Raw genomic sequence first — 19,641 nt, 5'->3', positions numbered from 1 at the left:
GATTTTGGGTCGGGCAGTCAGGGCGTTTTGGCACGCGACTCATATAAGTTTGCCTGTGTTGAGGAGGCTTGCCGATAACGGCATTTCAATCGCGCTGGGGTTCGTGAACCGGCGGATATCGAATGGGCTGATCAAGGTGCTGGTACTGCCGGTGCTGATCAGTTCGGCCATCACATCGCCGACGCCCGGGCCAAGCTGGAAACCATGACCACAGAAGCCGAACGCATAAAATAAGCCATCGACGGCCCCGCTGCGGCCGATGACCGGCAGAGAGTCCGGCGTGTAGCTTTCGATGCCGCTCCATACCCGGATGATGTTCAGCTTCTCGGCGCCCGGTAGCAGGCGGCGCATTTGTCGCATCTGGTTGAGCAGGCTTTCGGGCTTGAAGAAGGCGCGCCGGTTGAGCATGTCCGGGGTGCAGCGGTTGCCGCCGCCGATGATGATGTTGCCGCGCGGGATCTGGCGGAAGTAGATCACCTCTTCCTTGATCTTGGTAAATACGCCGATCACCGTCGGCAAGGCGTAAGGAACCGGTTCGGTCACCGACATCTGCGGGCCATTGGGTTCCAGCGGTACGGGTTCTCCGAATTGCTCAGCCAGTTTGGCGGCCCACGCGCCCGCGGTGATCAGCAGTTGCTCGGCGACGAAGCGTTGGCCATCGGTGGTCGTGACGTGGAAGTGACCGCCCACTTTCTGCACCTCGATGACTTCGATACGCTCTTCGATCCGCGCACCCAGGCGCCTGGCCGCCCGGGCAAACGCCGGCGCCGCCAGGCGTGGGTTCGCGTGGCCATCGTGAGGGGCGTAGGAGCCACCTTTGACTTCCGGGCCCAGGAACGGAAAGCGGGTATGCAAGGCTTTGCCGGTCAGGATCTGCAAACCCAGCTCACGGGCCTCGGGAGCCTCGGCGTAGGCTTGCAGCTCAGCGATCTCGTCCTCGCGGTAACACACGCGCATATGGCCACTGGCGATGAACTCAAGGTCGTCGTCGATCAGCTCCGGCAGGCGCTTCCACAAGGCAAAGGAGCGGTTAGCCAGTTGCAACTGCCCCAGGTAACGCCCCTGGCGCCGCACGTTGCCGAAGTTCACGCCGCTGGCGTACTGGCCAATCTGATCACGCTCCAGCAGGGTGACGGAGTGTCCACGCCGGCTGAGAAAAAACGCTGACGCCGACCCCATGATGCCGCCGCCGATAATCAATACATCGCTTTTTTGCGGTTTCATGAGGGCGCCTCACTGTGGTCGAGAGCAATACGCATCACCTTAAGACTACCAACCATGAAGGCGACTCCATGTGTGTACGGCGCCCTCGACGTCAAGGGCGTGATAATCCGGAAACTGCGCGCCGGTGGCGCAGGCATGATTGGGCAGAATGCGCAGACGACTGCCAATAGGGAAGCGCCCGACCATGTCAGCACTCGGGGTGCCGAGGGTGATGATGCCATGTTCCTGATTGGCCCCTGTGACCAGCGCGCCTTCGATCCAGTCGCCCGCTTCGGTACACACTTGTCCATAACCAAAGTCCTGGCGCTGACGTTGTGTGCCACGGTCGCGACTCATGGCCATCCAGCCTGCGTCGGTGATGATCCAGCCTTTATCCTGCTGATGGCCAATAACGGTGGTCAGGACGCTCAACGCCAACTCGTCTGCCCGGCACACGCCAATGTTGTGCATGACCAGATCGAAGAACACATAGACGCCTGCCCGCACTTCAGTAACGCCGTCCAGGTTCAGTGCCGAGAGGGCTGTGGGGGTGGAGCCGATGCTGACCTCGGGGCATGCCAAGCCGGCTTCGCGGATTATTTCGGCGGCGCGTACACAGAGTAAGCGTTCCTGTTCCGCCAGCGCTTGCAGGGCTTCGAGGCGGTCCAGCTCGTAACTGGACCCCGCGTGGGTCATCACGCCGCGCAGTTGCATGCCGCCTTCGCTCAGGGCGCGTGCGACGGCTACCAGCGCATTGTCTTCAACGGCCAGGCCTGAGCGATGGCCGTCGCAATCGATTTCAATCCACACCTCGAAGCGTTCGTCGTGCTGCTGTGCAAAGTCGACGATCGCTTGAGCGCCTGCGACGCTGTCGGTGAGTACGCTCAGGTTGCAGCCTTTGCGCCGGAGGGCTAGTGCCGCGGGTAATTTGCCCGGGGCTATTGCAACGGCATAGAACACGTCACTGATGCCTTGCGCGAAACAGTGCTCAGCTTCCTTCAAGGTAGAAACCGTGACACCGCGGGCGCCAGCAGCCATCTGTGCCGTGATGACGGGCAGGCACTTGCTGGTTTTGATGTGCGGGCGCAAACGTACGCCGAGGGTGTCCATACGTTGCTGCATACGCTGGATATTGCGCTGCATTTGCGCGACATCGACTAGCGCAACGGGCGTGTCGAGAGAGGCAATCGGCGTTGACATGGCAGAACTCAAGTGGCTGGGTACAGGCTGCACTCTACTCAGCTATCGTTAACCTGTGGTTCAATGAGAAATCATCAATCATTAAGTAAAATTGAATGATTTCCATCGAAGACCTGCGCCTGGCAGTTACGCTTGCCCGCTCTGAGTCGCTGAGTGCCGCTGCCAGAGCCCTGAATGTTTCACCTCCGGCGCTTTCCATGCGCCTGCGTAAACTGGAGGCGCTGCTGGGGCTGACCCTGGCTAACCGCGACGCACGGCGGCTCAGCCTGACGGCCGATGGTGAGCGGTTCTCGCGCGAGAGTGCGGTCTTGCTGGAACAACTGGAGTCGCTTCCAGAGTCTTTCAAGCAAAAGGACGAAAGGCTGGTTGGCACATTGAGGTTGGCGGCCCCGTTTGGCTATGGTCGACAGCGCATTGCACCATTGTTGGCACGTTTTGCAAGGCTGCATCCGCAGCTTTGCCTGCACCTGGATTTGCGCGAGACACCCTGGCCTGATCGCCATGACAGCGACGCAGTCATTCACATCGGCCACCTCAACGACAGCCTGTGGACGGCCAGGCAGCTCACGCAAAACGAGCGATGGTTATGCGCCAGCGAAGCCTATCTGCACGAACAGGGTGTGCCGGTGTCGCCAGACCAGCTCGCTGCCCATCGCTGCATTTGCATCCGTGAAAATGATGAGGATGTCACGCTCTGGCATATGCGTAAGGGGCAGGCGCGTAAAACCCTACGCATCGAACCGGTATTGTTGAGCAATGATGGAAGCGTTGCCCGGCGTTGGGCCGAGCAAGGCTTGGGGTTGGTGCTGCGTTCGCAGTGGGATGTCAGTGATGCAATCGCCAGCGGCAGCCTGATACGGGTACTGCCGGAGTGGAGCTTCGACAGCGCACCGGTCAACTTGCTGGTGCCTTCGCGCAAACTGCGCAGTTCGCGTGTGCAGGCTTTGGTGGCTTTTCTGGAAGACGCGTTGAAAACCTGACAACCGACTGAACATGCCGGCTCACTTCACTGCATAGACCTTGCGTACATAGACTGTGCTGGTCCAAGCGCACGGCGCGCCTTTTGCCACAAACACCGTGTCACCGGTGTTGATCGTCACCTCGCCACCCTCGGCATCTTGCAGGGTGACGCTACCTTCAAGCAGATACATCAACTCATGCAGTTTGTGCGGGCGGCCGTGCCGGGCGTAGGGCGTCGAGTCCCAAATGCCGACGCGCAGTTCTGTGCTGGCATCATCAAACAGATTAAGCGCCCGGCACTGTGGGGGAGGGCCGATCAGGATTTGCGGTTCCGGTGCGGCAGAGGGGTTGAGCAGGGCGCGCGGGTCGAGCCACGTCAAGCCGTGCTGCCGGGGGGCATCGGCCAGGTCGACAGCGCAGAACGCCCATCGGCTGCCCGCGCTCGCCTGCACCGAGAGGCGTGTGCCACGGCCGATCACGGCACTGTCGCCGACCTTCAGGTCTACGTGCTGGTCTGCCGTGTGCAGCACTACATGGCCGGCGTGAACCACCAGCGTCTCGCTGTGGGGGAAGTCTTCGATCGCGGCGTCGCCGCTGAACTGCACCAAGCCGGCGGACACCCCATCGTCGCCCAGCCAGGCGAGTTGGCGCGCATCGCCGAATGGATCGAGCGCGCTCAGGGCAGCCGTGTTCAACGGCGTGGTAACGCGGCTACCGTCGGCGCGCGCCAACAGCAGGATACGGGGAGATGACATGGGCACTGCTCCATAAGGAAAATCAGCCGATCGCTTGGGTGATCAGCGCAAAAGGGTGTACGCCTTGGCTGGCCTGGGGCGGTTTGCCCTTGGCCATCTGGGTGACGGTGTCGATGTGCTTCAAACCGGCTTGTTCGAGCCAGTCACTGAGGCCGCAATCGGCGGGGATATCGATGCGTACGAAGGCGTCCGGTACCCGCGCCAGTAATTCGCTGATCAGGTGTTTTGCCTGCTCGAGGTTTTCTGCCACCACCGGGCCGATGCAGCGTCCACGACCAAAGGGGCGCAGCAGGGCAAAGCCGCGCAACTTGCCCTCGCGCTCAATCCCCATGGCGTGCTCTACCTGCAGTTCCGGCAACACTTCACGGCGGTCCAGGCCGCTGCCGGCATTGGCGAGGGCCAACAGCGTGGCATGGTCATCGGCGCGTAACGCACGGCAGGTTTCGCCAGCGTCCAGGCCCTCCAGGGCGGGCACGCGCACTTGGCCTTGATGCTGCTGCACCTGCCCAAACTCGACAAACCCCTGGCTTGCATAAAGTGGCGCACCCGCGAGGGTGGCGTTGAGAATCGGCGTGCGCGCCTGGCAGGCGTCGAGCGCCTTTTCCATCAAGCGGCGTCCAATGCCCTGGCCTTGGTAGTCATTGCTGACGATCACCAGGCCAATGGTTGCGTAATCACCCTGAGGGCAGGTGAAGGCGCTGCCGATCAGGCGCTCGCCGTCCAGCACCACGAAGCCGTCGCTGACCCGTTGCAACATCGCCCAGTCTTCCAGGCGGTGGGGCCATTTGAGCATGACCGATAAGGCATGGGCGGCCGGCAGGTCGGCGACCGTCATCGGACGGTAGACATAAGCAGGGTGTGGCAGGGCGGACATGGCGAGTCTCCATGGAAGGTTGTTTTTTGCATCATGAGCGCGTCTGTATCCCACCTGCCATACAGGCTGGCAAGAGGGCCTGGAATATTCGGCAGATTCCGTGTGCGGCACCCCACATCACCACAGTTACTACTTAATTGCGTCGCGAGGTCAGCAGCAAATGCCAGGGGTTTTTCCAGGCGCGGCCGGCCGGAATTCAGGGGCGAAGCGGCTGGTATCGGCGCAGGCTTGCGCTCTTCTCTATAGCGCACTGTCCATTCGCTGACGCGCGTGATCGGCCAACCGCACAAAATACTGCTTGCAGCACAGTGACTGCTGCCCGCCATGCCCTTTCTTGAGCCTCGTTACCCCCAAAGGCCCATAAAAGCGCATAAAAGCGGGGCCTGCCCAAGCCTGGCGCGCACCGCAAACTCTGCTGAGGCCAGCCACCAAAACGGTGGTTTGTATTGAGCGCAGGTCGTTTTAGACGTCATATGCTGATTTCACAGTGGTGTAATGAAGCTGTGCTGCAACGAGGCCGACGTGCCACCAGGGCAGCGAACGCTTGTCACAATCAACGAACTTCAGGACCGCACTCAATGAGCTTTCTTCGCCCCAAATTCATTACGTTCGACTGCTACGGTACGCTGACCAACTTTCATATGGGCACCATGACCCGCGAAATTTTCGCCGACCGCATCACCCCAGAGCAGATGGACCAGTTCGTCAAGGATTTCTCGGCCTACCGCCTCGATCAGGTGATGGGCGACTGGAGGCCGTATGACGAAATCCTCAAGACGGCCCTGGCCCGTACCTGCAAGCGCTGGGGTATCGAGTATCGCGAGGAAGGCCAACTGTATTACGACGCCGTGCCGACCTGGGGCCCTCATGCGGACGTGCCGGCCGGCCTGTCGAAGATCGCCGACAAGATCCCCCTGGTGATCTTTTCCAATGCCAGCAACAGCCAGATCATGTCCAACGTCGACAAGCTCGGCGCGCCGTTCCACAAAGTATTCACTGCCGAACAGGCCCAGGCTTATAAGCCGCGCCTGGCCGCTTTCGAATTCATGCTCGACAACCTTGGCTGCGGCCCGGAAGACATCTTGCATGTGTCTTCGAGCTTCCGTTATGACCTGATGCCGGCCCATGACATGAAGATCAAAAACAAGGCGTTCGTTGCCCGTGGCCATGAAGTGCCCGGCAATGCGTTCTACGGTTACCAGCAGATCCCCGATATCGGCGGGCTGCCAGCGTTGGTCGGTCTGTAACAGCACACCAAGGGGTAAGACATGGGCAGTGAATCCTATTGGCTCGACACCGCACCGGCGTTTACCAGGGCCCGGCTGGGCGACTTGCCCAAGCAGGTCGATGTAGCCGTGGTCGGTGGAGGGTTCACCGGCCTGGCGGCGGCGCGGGCGTTGGCGCGTAATGGCGCCAGTGTGGTCGTGCTGGACGCCGGCCGGGTGATCGGCGAAGCCTCGGGGCGCAACGGTGGGCAGTGCAATACCGGCGTGGCCCAGGACTATGCCGGGTTGCACGCCAGCCTCGGTGCCGCCAAGGCGCGTGCTTATTACCAGGCCTATGAAAGTGCGGTGCAGACGGTGGTTTCGCTGGTCGAGCAGGAAGGGATCGCCTGTGACCTGGTGCGCAACGGGAAGCTCAAGTTGGCGGCCAAGCCCCTGCATTACGAAGGACTTGCACGCACCTGTGAGCTGATTCGCCAGGAGGTCGACGCCGATGTCGAGTTGCTCAGCGCCGAACAGACGCACGCTGAAGTCAACTCGGCGCAGTTCCATGGCGGTTTGCTGCAACGCAACGGTGTGCAAATGCATGTCGGCCGTTTTGGTGTCGGCTTGGCCGAAGCGGCCGTGCGGCGTGGCGCAATGATTTATGAGCACACCCAGGTCAACCACTGGAAGGCCCAGGCGGGCGGCTATCAAGTCACTACCGCCAAGGGCTCGCTGCATGCCGGGCAAGTCTTGCTGGCCACCGGTGCTTGCCAGCATGGCGACCTCGGCTGGTACCGCCGGCGGATTGTCCCGGTAGGCAGTTTTGTCATCGCCACTGAAGTCTTGTCCCAGGCCCTGATCGACCAGTTGCTGCCACAGCATCGGGCCTATGTGACCAGCCGCATGATCGGTAACTATTTTCGCCTGACGCCGGACAACCGCTTGCTGTTTGGCGGTCGGGCACGGTTCGCCATGTCGGACAGCGTCTCCGATGCCAAGAGCGGCAAGGTGCTGCACGCCGCGATGTTGAACATGTTCCCGCAGTTGGCGGGCGTGAAGATCGACTACTGCTGGGGCGGTTTGGTGGACATGACGTCCGATCGCCTGCCCCGCGCAGGCCAGCATGGCGGGGTGTTCCATTCGATGGGCTACAGCGGCCATGGCGTGCAGATGTCGGTGCACATGGGCCAGGTGATGGCAGAGGTGATGGCTGGCAACGCAGCCGCCAACCCCTGGCGTGAGCTCGAATGGCCGGCGATTCCCGGGCACTTCGGCAAACCCTGGTTCCTGCCGTTCGTGGGTGCCTATTACCGCTTCCAGGATTATTTGCACTGAGTTGCCGTTGTTGCGTCACCGTCGTTTGTTTTTTCAGGACGCTCCGGACATCCGTGAGCACTCGATTCTTCCGATTATCGACAGGTAGCTTTGATATGACTGACAACAAAAACACCCCCGAGCTGATCTCCGGCCAGGAGAGCCTGCGGGTATTCGAAAGTCTCAACCGTGGTATGTCGCGCCGCAATGCCCTGCAAATGCTCGGTGTTGCGGGTGTGGCCGCCGCCGGTGCCGGCAGTCTGTTCAGCGCCGCCGGTAAGGTGTTTGCCGATGACGCGCCTGTCGCAGGTAAAGGCAAGCCGGGGGGCAAGATTCGTGTCGCCGGTATGTCCACGTCTACCGCCGATACCCTTGACCCCGCCAAGGGCGCGCTGTCTACCGACTATGCGCGCCACTACATGTTCTATAACGGCCTGACCCGATTCGATAAACACCTGGTGCCGCAATTGGAGTTGGCCGAGCGTATCGAGAATACCGACGCCACCCTGTGGACCATCACCCTGCGCAAAGACGTGACCTTCCACAACGGCAAGACGCTGAGCGCTGCCGACGTGGTGTTCACCCTGAACCGGCACAAGGACCCGCTCACTGGTTCCAAGGTCATGCCGTTGATGGAGCAGTTCGCAGAGATCAAGGCCAGCGGCCCGAGCGAAGTGCAGATTCGCCTCAGCGCGCCAAACGCCGAGTTGCCGTCGATCCTGGCGGTGTCGCACCTGTTGATCGTCCCTGAGGGCACCACCGACTTCAATAAAGGCATCGGTACCGGGCCGTTCACCGTGGGTGAATTCAAACCGGGGGTGCGTTCGATTGCCGTGCGCAACAAGAACTACTGGAAACCGGGCTTGCCGTACCTGGACGAAATCGAATTCATCGCTATCGCCGACGAGCCGTCGCGGGTCAACGCGCTGCTGTCGGGCGACGTACACATGATCAACGAGGTCAACCCACGTTCCACCACACGTATCGCTGCCAGTGCCAAACACCGGGTCGTGGATGCGCCGTCCGGCAACTACACTGACTTGATCATCCGCCAGGATCAGTTGCCCGGCAAAAGCCCGGAATTCACCCAGGCGATGAAGCTGCTGCTGGACCGTGAGCAAGTCAAGTCCGCAGTGTTCCGTGGCTTTGCCGTGGTCGGCAACGATCACCCGATTGCACCGGGCTCGCGCTACTTCAACAGCGACTTGCCGCAGACGGTCTACGACCCGGAAAAAGCCAAGTTCCTGCTGAAGAAAGCCGGTATGGAAAGCATCACCATGCCCGTGATGGCGTCACCCGCTGCGACCGGTTCGGTGGACATCGCCGTGCTGTTGCAGCAGTCGGCGAAACAGGCCGGGCTCAAGCTTGACGTCAACCGCCTGCCCAGTGACGGCTACTGGTCAAACCACTGGATGAAGCACCCTTTGAGCTTCGGCAACATCAACCCTCGGCCGAATGCCGACGTGATGTTTTCGCAATTCTTCCAGTCCAAGGCGCCGTGGAACGAGTCCGGCTGGCAGAACGATCAATTCGACCAGTTACTGATGTTGGCACGTGGCGAGACCGACGACGCCAAGCGCGCCAAAATGTATGGCGACATGCAGACCCTGGTTCACGACCACTGTGGCATCGGCGTGCCGGTATTTATCAGCAACATCGACGGCGTCGACCAGCGCATCAAAGGCTACGACACCAACCCGCTGGGTGGTTTCATGGGTTACATGTTCGCCGAGCAGGTGTGGTTGGACGCTTGAGGAGGGCAGTGCGATGAATAGCCATACACTGTGGTTGATCTGCCGGCGCTTTGGTGCCGGTGCGGTGACCTTGTTGATCGTGTCCATGGTCGTTTTTGCGATCACGGCAGTACTGCCGGGGGATGCTGCACAACAATCCCTTGGCCAGTTCGCGACCCCTGAACAGGTGGCGGCGCTGCGCCTGAAACTGGGGTTGGACCAGCCTGGTGTGTTGCGGTACTTGCACTGGTTGATGAGCCTGCTCACCGGCGACATGGGGGTGTCGGTGTCCAATGCGATGCCGGTGGGTGAATTGATGGCGGGACGAGTGCCCAACACCCTGATGTTGGCGGGTGTCACGGCGCTGGTTTCGGTGCCGTTGGCGCTGGTGCTGGGCATCGGCTCGGCGATGGGCCGGGGTGGGCGCATCGACAGCTGCCTGAGCTTTGTCACCCTGGCGATGGTTGCGGTGCCGGAGTTTCTGGTGGCAACCCTGGCCGTGCTGATTTTCGCGGTCAACCTCGGTTGGTTATCGGCACTGTCGTATGCCAGCGACATTACCTCACCCCTGCAATTCATGCGTACCTATGCCTTGCCGGTGATGACGCTGTGTTGCGTCATCGTCGCGCAAATGGCGCGCATGACGCGCGCTGCGGTGATCGATCAGCTCGACAGCCCCTACGTCGAAATGGCGCGCCTCAAAGGCGTCAGCCCCATACGTATTGTGCTGCGCCATGCCTTGCCCAACGCCATCGGCCCGATTGCCAATGCCATCGCCCTGAGCCTGTCGTACCTGTTGGGCGGGGTGGTGATCGTCGAAACCATCTTCAACTACCCCGGCATTGCCAGCTTGATGGTCGACGCCGTGACCAACCGCGACATGGCGCTGGTGCAGGCTTGCACCATGTTGTTCTGCGCGGCCTACCTGGGCCTGGTGCTGCTCGCCGACCTCTGCGCAATCCTGTCCAACCCGAGGCTGAGAAACCAATGAACAATCTCATTGCCAAGTCAAAGCCTGTGTCCTCAGCCCTGGCACTCGCCAAAGTCTCCAGCGCTCCGTCGTGGTTGGGGCTGGTGGGAGCATTGGTGTGCGTGGCCTGGTTGCTGGTGGCGCTGTTTGGCCCCTGGCTGGCGCCACACCCTGTGGGTGAAGTGGTGTCCGATAACATCTTCGAAGGCTTTAGCCTCGCCCACCCGTTTGGCACCGATTACCTGGGCCGCGACATGCTTAGTCGGGTGTTGGTGGGCGCCCGGTTCACCGTCGGGCTGGCGCTGGTCGCGGCGTTACTGGCCAGCGCCCTGGGCACCGGTTCTGCGTTGTTGTCGGTGGTCGCACCCAAGTGGCTGGACGAAGTCATCAGCCGCATCATGGACGCGTTCATTTCGATCCCCAGCAAAATGCTTGCACTGATCATGGTCTCGGCCTTTGGGTCGTCAGTGACGCTGCTGATCTGCACCGCCGTTATCAGCTATATCCCGGGTGCGTTTCGCGTCGCCCGCAGCATGGCGGTCAACATTGAAGCCCTTGAGTACGTGCAAGTCGCCCGTACCCGAGGCGAGCGCCGGTTATACGTGGCGTGCATGGAAATCCTGCCGAATATGCTCAACCCCGTATTGACCGATCTGGGGTTGCGCTTCGGCTACATCGTGCTGTTGCTCAGCGGCATGAGCTTTCTGGGCCTGGGCGTGCAACCGCCAGACGCGGACCTTGGCTCCCTGGTACGGGAAAACATCGGCGGCCTCAACCAGGGCGCGCTGGCCATCATCATTCCAGCGCTCGCCATTGGTACGTTGACCATTGGTGTGAATTTGCTGATCGACCATCTGTCGTCCCGGCGTAGTCGACGTATGGGAGGCCATTGAAATGAGTGAATTGATTCGCGTTGAAGACCTGCGGGTGGTCGCCTGTGGCGAGCGTGGCGAGGTTGAAATCGTCAAAGGCGTGAGTTTTTCCCTGAAAAAAGGTGAAGTGCTGGCGTTGATCGGTGAGTCCGGCTCGGGCAAGACCACCATCGCCCTGGCGCTGCTCGGTTACGCGCGGCGGGGCTGTCGCTTATCCGGCGGAGTTGTGCAAGTCGGTGAGCACGACATGCGTGCCCTGAGCGAAAAGCAGCTGCAAGGCCTGCGTGGCAACCGGGTGTCCTACATCGCGCAAAGCGCTGCGGCGGCGTTCAATCCGGCGAAAAGACTCATCGACCAAGTCGTGGAGGGCGCGTTGATCCATGGCCTGGGCACTCGGGCCGAACTGCAAGCCAGAGCCATCGGGCTGTTCCGCGACTTGGCGCTGCCCGACCCGGAGCGCATCGGCCGACGCTATCCGCATCAGGTCTCTGGTGGGCAACTGCAACGGGTGATGGCGGCAATGGCGCTGATCAGCGACCCGCTTCTGGTGGTGCTCGACGAGCCCACTACGGCGCTCGATGTGACCACCCAGATTGACGTGCTGCGCGCCTTCAAGCGGGTGGTGCGCGAGCGGGGTACCACGGCCGTGTATGTCTCTCACGACCTGGCCGTGGTGGCGCAAATGGCTGACCAGATCGTGGTACTCAATGGTGGGCAGATCTTCGAACAGAGCGCCACGGCGCCGCTGCTCAAAGCCCCGACCCATGAGTACACGCGCAGCCTGCTGGCAGCCGCGCGCCCTGACACCACCATCCGTCCGCCGTGCGGGATTGCCGAAGATGTACCGCTGCTGACCATCCGCGGCCTCACCGCCGGCTACGGCAACAAGAACCTGCAAGGCATGCCGTCGATCCGGGTACTCGAAGACATAGACCTTACCGTGCGACGCGGCCAGGCCATTGGGGTGATCGGCGAGTCGGGCTCCGGCAAGTCCACCTTGGCCCGCGTGGTTGCGGGGCTGCTGACCCCGGCCCTCGGCGGGCTGACATTCGATGGCCAGCCCTTAGGTGGCAGCCTGTCCGAGCGCAGCCCCGAGCAGTTTCGACGGATTCAAATGGTGTTTCAAAATGCCGACACCGCACTGAACCCCATGCACAGCGTGGCGACCATACTCAGTCGGCCGCTGAAGATGTATTTCGGCCTCAAAGGCGCGGCGTTGCAAACGCGGATTGGCGAACTGCTCGATCTGGTGCGCCTGCCCCGCGCAATGGCCGAGCGGCGCCCCAATGAGCTGTCTGGAGGGCAGAAGCAGCGGGTCAACCTGGCGCGGGCGCTGGCCGCCAAGCCCGACCTGATCCTTTGCGATGAAGTGACCTCGGCCCTCGACACCGTGGTGGGCGCGGCGATTCTCGAACTGCTGCGCGACTTGCGTCAGGAGCTTGGCGTTTCCTACCTGTTTATCAGCCATGACATCTCCACGGTACGTGCGCTGTGCGACGACATTGTGGTGATGTACAGCGGCCATAAGGTTCAGGCCGGCAGCCGCCAGTCGTTTGCCGAGCCGCCGTTTCATCCCTACACCGACGTGTTGATCCACTCGGTACCTGAGCTGCGCCAAGGTTGGCTGGAAACCTGCGGCGCCTCCGGTGGCGCGTTGCCCCCCATTGGCGCGCGCGCCAATGTGCCGGAACTCTGTACGTTCCTCAATCGCTGCCCGGTGCGGGTCGACGGCTTGTGCAACCTCACCGCGCCGAGCCGCCGCAGCCTGGAGAACGGTGGTGAAATTCTCTGCCATCACGACACGGCCCAATTGCTGAACACTCAGCAGGGTATTAACACCATGACGTTGGGAGCCTATGCATGAAAGGGCGTTTTGTGAGGTTGGCCGAACAGGCGCGGCCGACGGTCAGCCTGACCGTGGATGGCGCACCCATCGAGGCTTTGCAGGGCGACACGTTGATGGTCGCCTTGCTGACGCAGGGCAGCACGTTGCGGCAGTCGGAGTTCGACACCGGCCGTCGCGCAGGCTTCTGCCTGATGGGGGCGTGCCAGGACTGCTGGGTGTGGACCCGCAGCGGCGAACGCTTGCGTGCCTGCTCTAATGAGGTCCGCGAGGGCCTGGATATTGTCACCACACAACCGGAGGCGAAATGGCCACTGCACGGGTAGTCATCGTGGGCGCGGGTCCGGCGGGCATTCGTTGCGCCGAGACGCTGGTGAGCGCCGGCATTACACCGATCCTGATCGATGAAAATCGCCGCGACGGCGGGCAAATCTATCGCCGCCAACCCGAAGGGTTTACTCGCGACTATACGACGTTGTACGGCAGCGAAGCCGCCAAGGCCCAGGACTTGCACCAGAGTTTCGATCGCCTGCGCGGCGCGATTGATTACCGCCCCGACACGTTGGTGTGGAACCTCACGCCGGGGCAATTGTGCTGCGTCAGCCAGGGCCGCCATAGTACGGTGGATTACGACGCGTTGATCCTCTGCACTGGCGCTACCGACCGCTTGATGCCCATTGAGGGCTGGCAACTGGCGGGTACCTATAGCCTCGGAGGTTCGCAGATCGCGCTGAAAAACCAGGCGGTATCGATTGGCCACAACGTGGTGTTCATGGGCAGCGGGCCTTTGCTGTACCTGGTCGCCAGCCAGTACGTAAAGGCGGGCGCGACGGTGGCGGCGGTGTTGGATACGTCGCCGATGCGCCTGCGTATCAAGGCTCTGCCCAAGCTGCTGGCGCGCCCCGGCTTGCTGTTCACGGGAATCAAGCTGCTGGCGCAACTGTACCGGGCAAAGGTCACGGTGCACCTGGGTATCAAGCCGTTGCAGGTCCTGGGCGATGCCGCAAGCGGCGTCAGTGGTGTGCGGTTCAACACCGCCAACGGGCGAACCCTGACCGTGGAGGCCGACGCTGTGGCGCTCGGTTATCACTTGCGCCCGGAAACCCAACTGGGCGACCTGGCCGGCTGCAAGATGGCGTTCGATGAGCCTTCAAGCCAATGGTGGCTGTCGGTGGATGAAGCCGGACGCACTTCCGTAAAGGGTGTGTACGCGGCCGGCGACGGTTCGAAAATTCGCGGCGCCGATGCGGCCGAGCACGCCGGGCGACTGGTGGCGCTGACCTTGCTGGAGGATTTTAAACACCCTTTCGATACAGGGCTGCGCGACGCGCAACGCCTGGCGCTGGATGTGATGGACCAGTTTCGCCTTGGGTTGGCGCAGGCGTTCCCCTGGCCCAGCGAACAGGCCAAGGCCCTGTCCGACAGTGCGATTGTGTGTCGCTGCGAGATGATCAGCGCCGGCGATTTACGTCGCGTAGTCAGTGAAAAAGGCGCCTGTGAAGTGAACCGCGCCAAGGCGTTCAGTCGGGTTGGCATGGGCCGTTGCCAGGGCCGTTATTGCTCCCAGGCGGGGGCGGAAGTGATCGCGGCCGCTGCTGGCGTACAGGTTCGGGAGGTGGGCCGCCAGCGTGGCCAGGCACCCGTCAAACCGTTGTCGATGCTCACCGAGGAGGTCGCTCCATGAGCGTGCAAAAAGCAGACGTGGTGATTGTGGGTGGTGGCCTGATGGGCGCGGCGAGCGCCTTCTTTTTGCGCTGTCGTGGCCAATCGGTAATCCTGCTGGAGCGCGATCAGATCGGCCAATACGCCAGCGGCGTCAACTTCGGCAACGTGCGGCGGCAAGGGCGCTTCCTCGGCCAATTGGCCCTGGCCAACCGTTCCTGGGCGCTGTGGAAACGTTTGCCCGAACTGATCGACGACGACCTGGAATTCATCGCCAGCGGGCACATGCGCGTGTGTTATCGAGAAGATGAAATTGCTGAACTTGAGGCCTACGCTGCCGCACCTGAAGCGGCGCAACTGGACCTGAAAATCTATCGCGGCGCCGAACTGCGCCAACGCTTCGGCTTTCTTGGCGCGCAGGTCAAGGGCGGCTCCTACGCGCCCCACGACGGTCATGCGAACCCGCGTTTGGCCGCACCGGCGTTTGCCCGCGCGGCGAGGCGCCTGGGTGCGCAGATTGAGGAGCGCACTGAGGTCGCCGAGGTCCAGAAGGTAGGCGGCGATTTTCACGTCACCACCACCGACGGCCGCCAGTTCCATGCCGCGCAGTTGTTGATCACTGCCGGTGCCTGGGGCCAGAAACTCTCGGCGCAGTTCGGCGAACCGGTGCCGCTGGATACCCATGGCCCGCAAATGGCCGTTACCGAGCCGGTGCCGTATGCGTTGCCGACCGTGATCGGCGTGTACACCAAGATCCCTGAGGAAGTGATTTACTTCCGCCAGATTCCCCGTGGCAATATCGTTATCGGCGGCGGTTACCGCAGCAAGCCGGACATGCTCAACCGTCGTGCTCAGGTCGAGCCGCGCAGTATTCTCAACCAGGTCAACCAGATGCGCCGGCTGCTGCCCGGTGTCGGCAACCTCAACATCATCCGCGTATGGAGCGGCATTGAAGGCTACCTGCCAGACGCGTTGCCCGTGATGGGCCCCAGCGGAACCGTCGATGGGCTGTTCTACGCCTTTGGTTTTTGTGGCCACGGGTTCCAATTGGGCCCAGGGGTCGGCGATGTGATGGCCGAATTGCTCAGTACCGGCAGCACCAGCACCCCGATCGAGCCATTCTCCATCACCCGCTTTGCCCACCTTGCCGCACAACGGAGCCAGGCCTCATGAAACCGCGCGTTCTCGAGATTCTCACACAGCTGATGGCGTTCGACACCGTGTCGTCGGTGTCGAACATGGCCCTGATCGACTACGTACGCGAGCTGTTAGCGACCAAGGGCATCGAGTCGTTGATCGTACGCGACGAAAGCGGCAAGAAGGCCAACCTGTTTGCCAGCACCGGCCCCAAAGACCAGCCCGGCGTGCTGCTGTCCGGGCACACTGACGTAGTGCCGGCGGCGGGGCAGGCCTGGACCTTTCCCGCCTTCGCCGCCACTGTGCAGGACGGGCGTATCTACGGCCGCGGCAGTTGTGACATGAAAGGTTTTATCGCCCTGGCCATCGACGCGATGCTCGATGCAGCGGATCATCGCCTGAGCCGCCCGTTACAACTGGCGTTGTCCCATGATGAAGAGATTGGTTGTGTGGGCGTGCGACGCTTGCTTGACGTGTTGCACCTGGCGCCGGTGCGCCCGTTTCTGTGCATGATCGGTGAGCCGACCAATATGCAGTTTGTGCTGGGCCACAAGGGCAAAGGCTCTTACCGCACTTACTGTCGCGGCCTGGAAGCCCATTCATCGCTGGCGCCGCGATCAGTGAATGCGATCCACGTCGCCTGTGACTTCATCGGCGCCCTGCGCGAGAGCCAGCAGCAGTTGCAACGCCACGGCGCCCAGGACAACGACTACGACGTGCCCTACAGCACCGTGCATGTCGGGCAGATTGTCGGCGGCAAGGCGCTCAATATCGTGCCCAACCTGTGCACCCTGGATTTTGAGGTGCGCAACCTGCCGGCAGACGACCTCGATCAGTTCCTGGACCAGATGCACGAGCGCGCTGAAGTGATCGTGCGTGAGGCGCAGAAGCTCTCCAGCGTGGCGGCCATCGAAATTGAAACCGTCAACGTCTACCCGGGTCTCGACACGCACCCCAGTGTCGAAGCAGTGCGCTTCCTCAAGCAATTTGCGGCGCCGGACACGGGCACCTCGAAAGTCTCGTTCGGCACTGAAGGCGGCCTGTTCAAGCAGCGTCTGGATGTGCCGGTGGTGGTGTGCGGGCCGGGCTCCATCGAGCAGGCGCACAAGCCGGATGAGTTTGTCGAGATCAGCCAGATGGAAGCCGGCGAGCGCTTTTTGCAAGGGTTGCTGGGTTCGTTGAAAGGCTAGGCGCGTGCTGGTAGAGCCTGCCGTCGCGGGTTGATTTTCAGCACGCGACACTGCTGGAAGCACGCTTTCAGCATCCTCACCTGCGACACCTGCCTAGACTGGAGACTGTCTCGGATCAGGACTCGACCATGCTCAAGAATCGTTTGAAAGACCCCAGCCTTCTGGCAGAACTCGCCTATGTGAACGGGCAGTGGATTGGCGCCGACAATGCCGCGACCCTGGACGTCATCGACCCGGCCAGCGGCCAATTGCTCGCCCGGGTCCCGGCCATGCAGGGCGCGGAAACCCGCCGGGCCGTCGAGGCTGCCGACAAGGCCTGGCCCGCCTGGCGCGCACGCCCGGCGGCCGAACGTGCCGTGTTGCTGGAGCGCTGGTACCAAGCCATGATCGACAACCTCGACGACCTGGCGCTGATCATGACCTGTGAGCAGGGCAAACCGCTGAACGAAGCCCAGGGTGAAATCCGCTATGGTGCCGGCTTCGTCAAATGGTTCGCCGAAGAGGCACGGCGGGTCTACGGCGAAACCATGCCGGCCCCCAGCGGCGACCGTCGCTTGCTGACCCTCAAGCAACCGGTGGGCGTCTGCGCGGCGATCACACCGTGGAATTTTCCGAACGCAATGATCACCCGCAAGTGCGCGCCAGCCCTGGCTGCCGGTTGCCCGATCATCGTCAAACCGTCCGACCTCACCCCTTTGTCGGCATTGGCCCTGGCGGTGTTGGCCGAGCGCGTCGGCATCCCGGCCGGTGTGTTCAACGTCTTGACCGGAATGCCTGCTGGCATTGGCGAAGAGCTGACCAGCAACCCGACGGTACGCAAGATTTCCTTTACCGGTTCAACTGCCGTCGGCCGCCTGTTGATGCGCCAGAGTGCCGAACACATCAAGCGCCTGAGCCTGGAATTGGGCGGCAATGCCCCGTTCATTGTGTTTGACGATGCGGACCTGGAGCAGGCCGTGGCCGGTATTATGCTCAGCAAGTTCCGCAACGCCGGCCAAACTTGTGTCTGTGCCAACCGGGTTCTCGTGCAAAACGGCATTTACGAACGCTTTGCTCAACGGCTGGTTGAAGAGGTGGGCAAGCTCAAGTTGGGCAATGGTCTCGACACTGGCGTCACCATCGGCCCGCTGATCAACCTGGCAGCCGTCAACAAAGTCACTCGGCACATCAATGATGCGCTGAGCCAGGGCGCACAGTTGCTTTGCGGCGGGATTCCCGAGGGCAGCAGCCTATTCGTCCAGCCCACAGTCCTTGGCGACACCCACGCCAGCATGTTGTTGGCCAACGAAGAAACCTTTGGCCCGGTCGCGCCGTTGATGCGGTTCACCGATGAAGCCGAAGCCCTGGCGCTGGCCAACGCTACACCTTACGGCTTGGGCGCTTACTATTTCACTCAGGACCTTCGCCGGTCATGGCGGTTCGGTGAGGCACTGGAGTTCGGCATGGTCGGGCTCAACACCGGCATCATTTCCATGGAAGTCGCGCCGTTCGGCGGCATCAAGCAGTCAGGCCTGGGCCGAGAAGGCAGCAAGTACGGCCTGGATGAATACCTTGAAGTCAAAGCCTTCCACATCGGCGGGCTGTCATTCACAGACAGCGGGAGCCACGTTAGATGAGCAAGGTATTCAGAATTGCCGCGATTGCCGGCGATGGTATTGGCAAGGAAGTCCTGCCGGAAGGCTTGCGGGTGCTGGAGCAGGCCGCGAAGACATGGCAGCTGGATTTAAGCATCGAAGTGCTCGATTGGGCGCACTGCGATTACTACTTGGAACACGGTCAGATGATGCCCGACGACTGGTTCGAACAGCTCAAGGGTTTCGACGCGATCTATTTCGGCGCCGTGGGCTGGCCGGACAAAGTGCCGGACCACATTTCCCTTTGGGGCTCATTGCTCAAGTTCCGCCGCGACTTCGACCAGTACGTGAATATCCGCCCGGTTCGGCTGTTTCCAGGCGTACCGTGCCCATTGGCCGGGCGCAAACCGGGAGACATCGATTTTGTGGTGATCCGCGAGAACACCGAAGGTGAGTACTCCTCGGTTGGCGGCAAAATGTTCGAAGGCACCGAGCATGAGTTCGTGCTGCAAGAGTCGGTGTTCACCCGTCGCGGGGTGGACCGGATTCTGAAGTTCGCTTTCGACCTGGCACAGACCCGGCCGCGCAAACGGCTGACCGCAGCGACCAAATCCAACGGGATTTCCATCAGCATGCCGTACTGGGACGAGCGCACGGCGTTGATGGCCACGAAGTACCCAGAGGTGACTTGGGACAAGCAGCACATCGACATCCTGTGCGCACGGTTTGTGCTGCAGCCGGACCGGTTTGATGTGGTGGTGGCATCGAACCTGTTTGGCGACATTCTTTCCGACCTGGGGCCAGCCTGTGCCGGCACCATCGGAATCGCGCCTTCGGCCAATCTCGATCCGCAGCGGCGGTTTCCGTCGTTGTTTGAGCCCGTGCATGGCTCGGCACCGGATATCTACGGGCAGAACATTGCCAACCCGATTGCGATGATCTGGTCCGGCGCGCTGATGCTGGACTTCCTGGGTAACGGGGATGAACGTTATCTCGCGGCACACGACGGGATTCTGCAGGCGATCGAAGAGGTGATTGGGCAGGGGCCGATTACCCCGGACCTGGGCGGGAAGGGCTCGACTCAGGATGTGGGGCTGGCGATTGCGGCGAAGCTGCGCTAAGTACCCACAAACCGGCGATGCCCTG

At 61.7% G+C, this 19,641-nt stretch carries 17 protein-coding genes; 13 read left to right on the top strand and 4 right to left on the bottom strand.

Features of this window, described 5'->3' with window-relative positions; translation table 11 throughout:
- Positions 1–39 precede the first annotated feature (39 nt).
- Both JFT85_RS03505 and JFT85_RS03500 read right to left on the bottom strand, forming a co-directional pair.
- Positions 40–1,224: an NAD(P)/FAD-dependent oxidoreductase gene (locus JFT85_RS03505; protein WP_053256295.1), complete on the bottom strand. Its 1,185-nt coding sequence runs from the start codon at positions 1,222–1,224 to the stop codon at positions 40–42.
- Between the two features lie 45 nt (positions 1,225–1,269).
- On the bottom strand, positions 1,270–2,403 hold the full coding sequence (locus JFT85_RS03500; protein ID WP_053256294.1) for a DSD1 family PLP-dependent enzyme: 1,134 nt from the start codon (positions 2,401–2,403) through the stop codon (positions 1,270–1,272).
- A 95-nt stretch (positions 2,404–2,498) separates the two neighbouring features.
- On the opposite strand from JFT85_RS03500, the gene JFT85_RS03495 reads away from it, so the two are divergent.
- Positions 2,499–3,383: a LysR family transcriptional regulator gene (locus JFT85_RS03495; protein ID WP_053256293.1), complete on the top strand. Its 885-nt coding sequence runs from the start codon at positions 2,499–2,501 to the stop codon at positions 3,381–3,383.
- Positions 3,384–3,404: 21 nt separating this feature from the next.
- On the opposite strand, the gene JFT85_RS03490 is transcribed toward JFT85_RS03495, so the two are convergent.
- Both JFT85_RS03490 and JFT85_RS03485 read right to left on the bottom strand, forming a co-directional pair.
- The gene (locus JFT85_RS03490; RefSeq protein WP_053256292.1) at positions 3,405–4,118 is read right to left on the bottom strand and encodes a cupin domain-containing protein; all 714 of its coding nucleotides are present in this window, start codon (positions 4,116–4,118) and stop codon (positions 3,405–3,407) included.
- Positions 4,119–4,140: 22 nt separating this feature from the next.
- Complete coding sequence (locus JFT85_RS03485) at positions 4,141–4,992, bottom strand: GNAT family N-acetyltransferase (protein ID WP_053256291.1); 852 nt, start codon at positions 4,990–4,992, stop codon at positions 4,141–4,143.
- A 578-nt stretch (positions 4,993–5,570) separates the two neighbouring features.
- On the opposite strand from JFT85_RS03485, the gene JFT85_RS03480 reads away from it, so the two are divergent.
- From JFT85_RS03480 to JFT85_RS03425, 12 genes are all read left to right on the top strand, one after another.
- The gene (locus JFT85_RS03480; protein ID WP_053256290.1) at positions 5,571–6,239 is read left to right on the top strand and encodes a haloacid dehalogenase type II; all 669 of its coding nucleotides are present in this window, start codon (positions 5,571–5,573) and stop codon (positions 6,237–6,239) included.
- A 21-nt stretch (positions 6,240–6,260) separates the two neighbouring features.
- A complete protein-coding gene (locus JFT85_RS03475; RefSeq protein WP_078828159.1) occupies positions 6,261–7,535 on the top strand; it encodes an NAD(P)/FAD-dependent oxidoreductase in 1,275 nt (424 codons plus the stop codon).
- 95 nt (positions 7,536–7,630) lie between these two features.
- The gene (locus JFT85_RS03470; protein WP_053256288.1) at positions 7,631–9,268 is read left to right on the top strand and encodes an ABC transporter substrate-binding protein; all 1,638 of its coding nucleotides are present in this window, start codon (positions 7,631–7,633) and stop codon (positions 9,266–9,268) included.
- A gap of 13 nt (positions 9,269–9,281) precedes the next feature.
- Positions 9,282–10,238 carry an ABC transporter permease gene (locus JFT85_RS03465; protein WP_073638427.1) on the top strand — a complete coding sequence of 319 codons (957 nt, stop codon included), beginning with the start codon at positions 9,282–9,284 and terminating at the stop codon, positions 10,236–10,238.
- A complete protein-coding gene (locus tag JFT85_RS03460; RefSeq protein WP_053256286.1) occupies positions 10,235–11,110 on the top strand; it encodes an ABC transporter permease in 876 nt (291 codons plus the stop codon). The genes JFT85_RS03465 and JFT85_RS03460 overlap by 4 nt, the downstream gene beginning before the upstream one ends.
- A 1-nt stretch (position 11,111) precedes the next feature.
- Complete coding sequence (locus JFT85_RS03455) at positions 11,112–12,953, top strand: ABC transporter ATP-binding protein (protein ID WP_201229210.1); 1,842 nt, start codon at positions 11,112–11,114, stop codon at positions 12,951–12,953.
- On the top strand, positions 12,950–13,258 hold the full coding sequence (locus JFT85_RS03450) for a (2Fe-2S)-binding protein (protein ID WP_053256284.1): 309 nt from the start codon (positions 12,950–12,952) through the stop codon (positions 13,256–13,258). The genes JFT85_RS03455 and JFT85_RS03450 overlap by 4 nt, the downstream gene beginning before the upstream one ends.
- Complete coding sequence (locus JFT85_RS03445) at positions 13,240–14,616, top strand: FAD/NAD(P)-dependent oxidoreductase (protein WP_187601518.1); 1,377 nt, start codon at positions 13,240–13,242, stop codon at positions 14,614–14,616. The genes JFT85_RS03450 and JFT85_RS03445 overlap by 19 nt, the downstream gene beginning before the upstream one ends.
- The gene (locus tag JFT85_RS03440) at positions 14,613–15,767 is read left to right on the top strand and encodes an NAD(P)/FAD-dependent oxidoreductase (protein ID WP_053256282.1); all 1,155 of its coding nucleotides are present in this window, start codon (positions 14,613–14,615) and stop codon (positions 15,765–15,767) included. The genes JFT85_RS03445 and JFT85_RS03440 overlap by 4 nt, the downstream gene beginning before the upstream one ends.
- On the top strand, positions 15,764–16,921 hold the full coding sequence (gene argE, locus JFT85_RS03435; RefSeq protein ID WP_053256281.1) for an acetylornithine deacetylase: 1,158 nt from the start codon (positions 15,764–15,766) through the stop codon (positions 16,919–16,921). Before JFT85_RS03440 ends, argE begins: the two co-directional genes overlap by 4 nt.
- 128 nt (positions 16,922–17,049) lie before the next feature.
- Entirely contained in the window at positions 17,050–18,537 is a 1,488-nt protein-coding gene (locus tag JFT85_RS03430; RefSeq protein WP_053256280.1) for an NAD-dependent succinate-semialdehyde dehydrogenase, read from the top strand.
- Positions 18,534–19,616 carry a tartrate dehydrogenase gene (locus JFT85_RS03425; RefSeq protein WP_201229208.1) on the top strand — a complete coding sequence of 361 codons (1,083 nt, stop codon included), beginning with the start codon at positions 18,534–18,536 and terminating at the stop codon, positions 19,614–19,616. Before JFT85_RS03430 ends, JFT85_RS03425 begins: the two co-directional genes overlap by 4 nt.
- Positions 19,617–19,641: the final 25 nt, after the last annotated feature.

The organism is Pseudomonas sp. TH04, from assembly GCF_016651355.1.
Classification (GTDB): domain Bacteria; phylum Pseudomonadota; class Gammaproteobacteria; order Pseudomonadales; family Pseudomonadaceae; genus Aquipseudomonas; species Aquipseudomonas fluorescens.
This window is presented reverse-complemented; position numbering and strand designations above follow the sequence as displayed.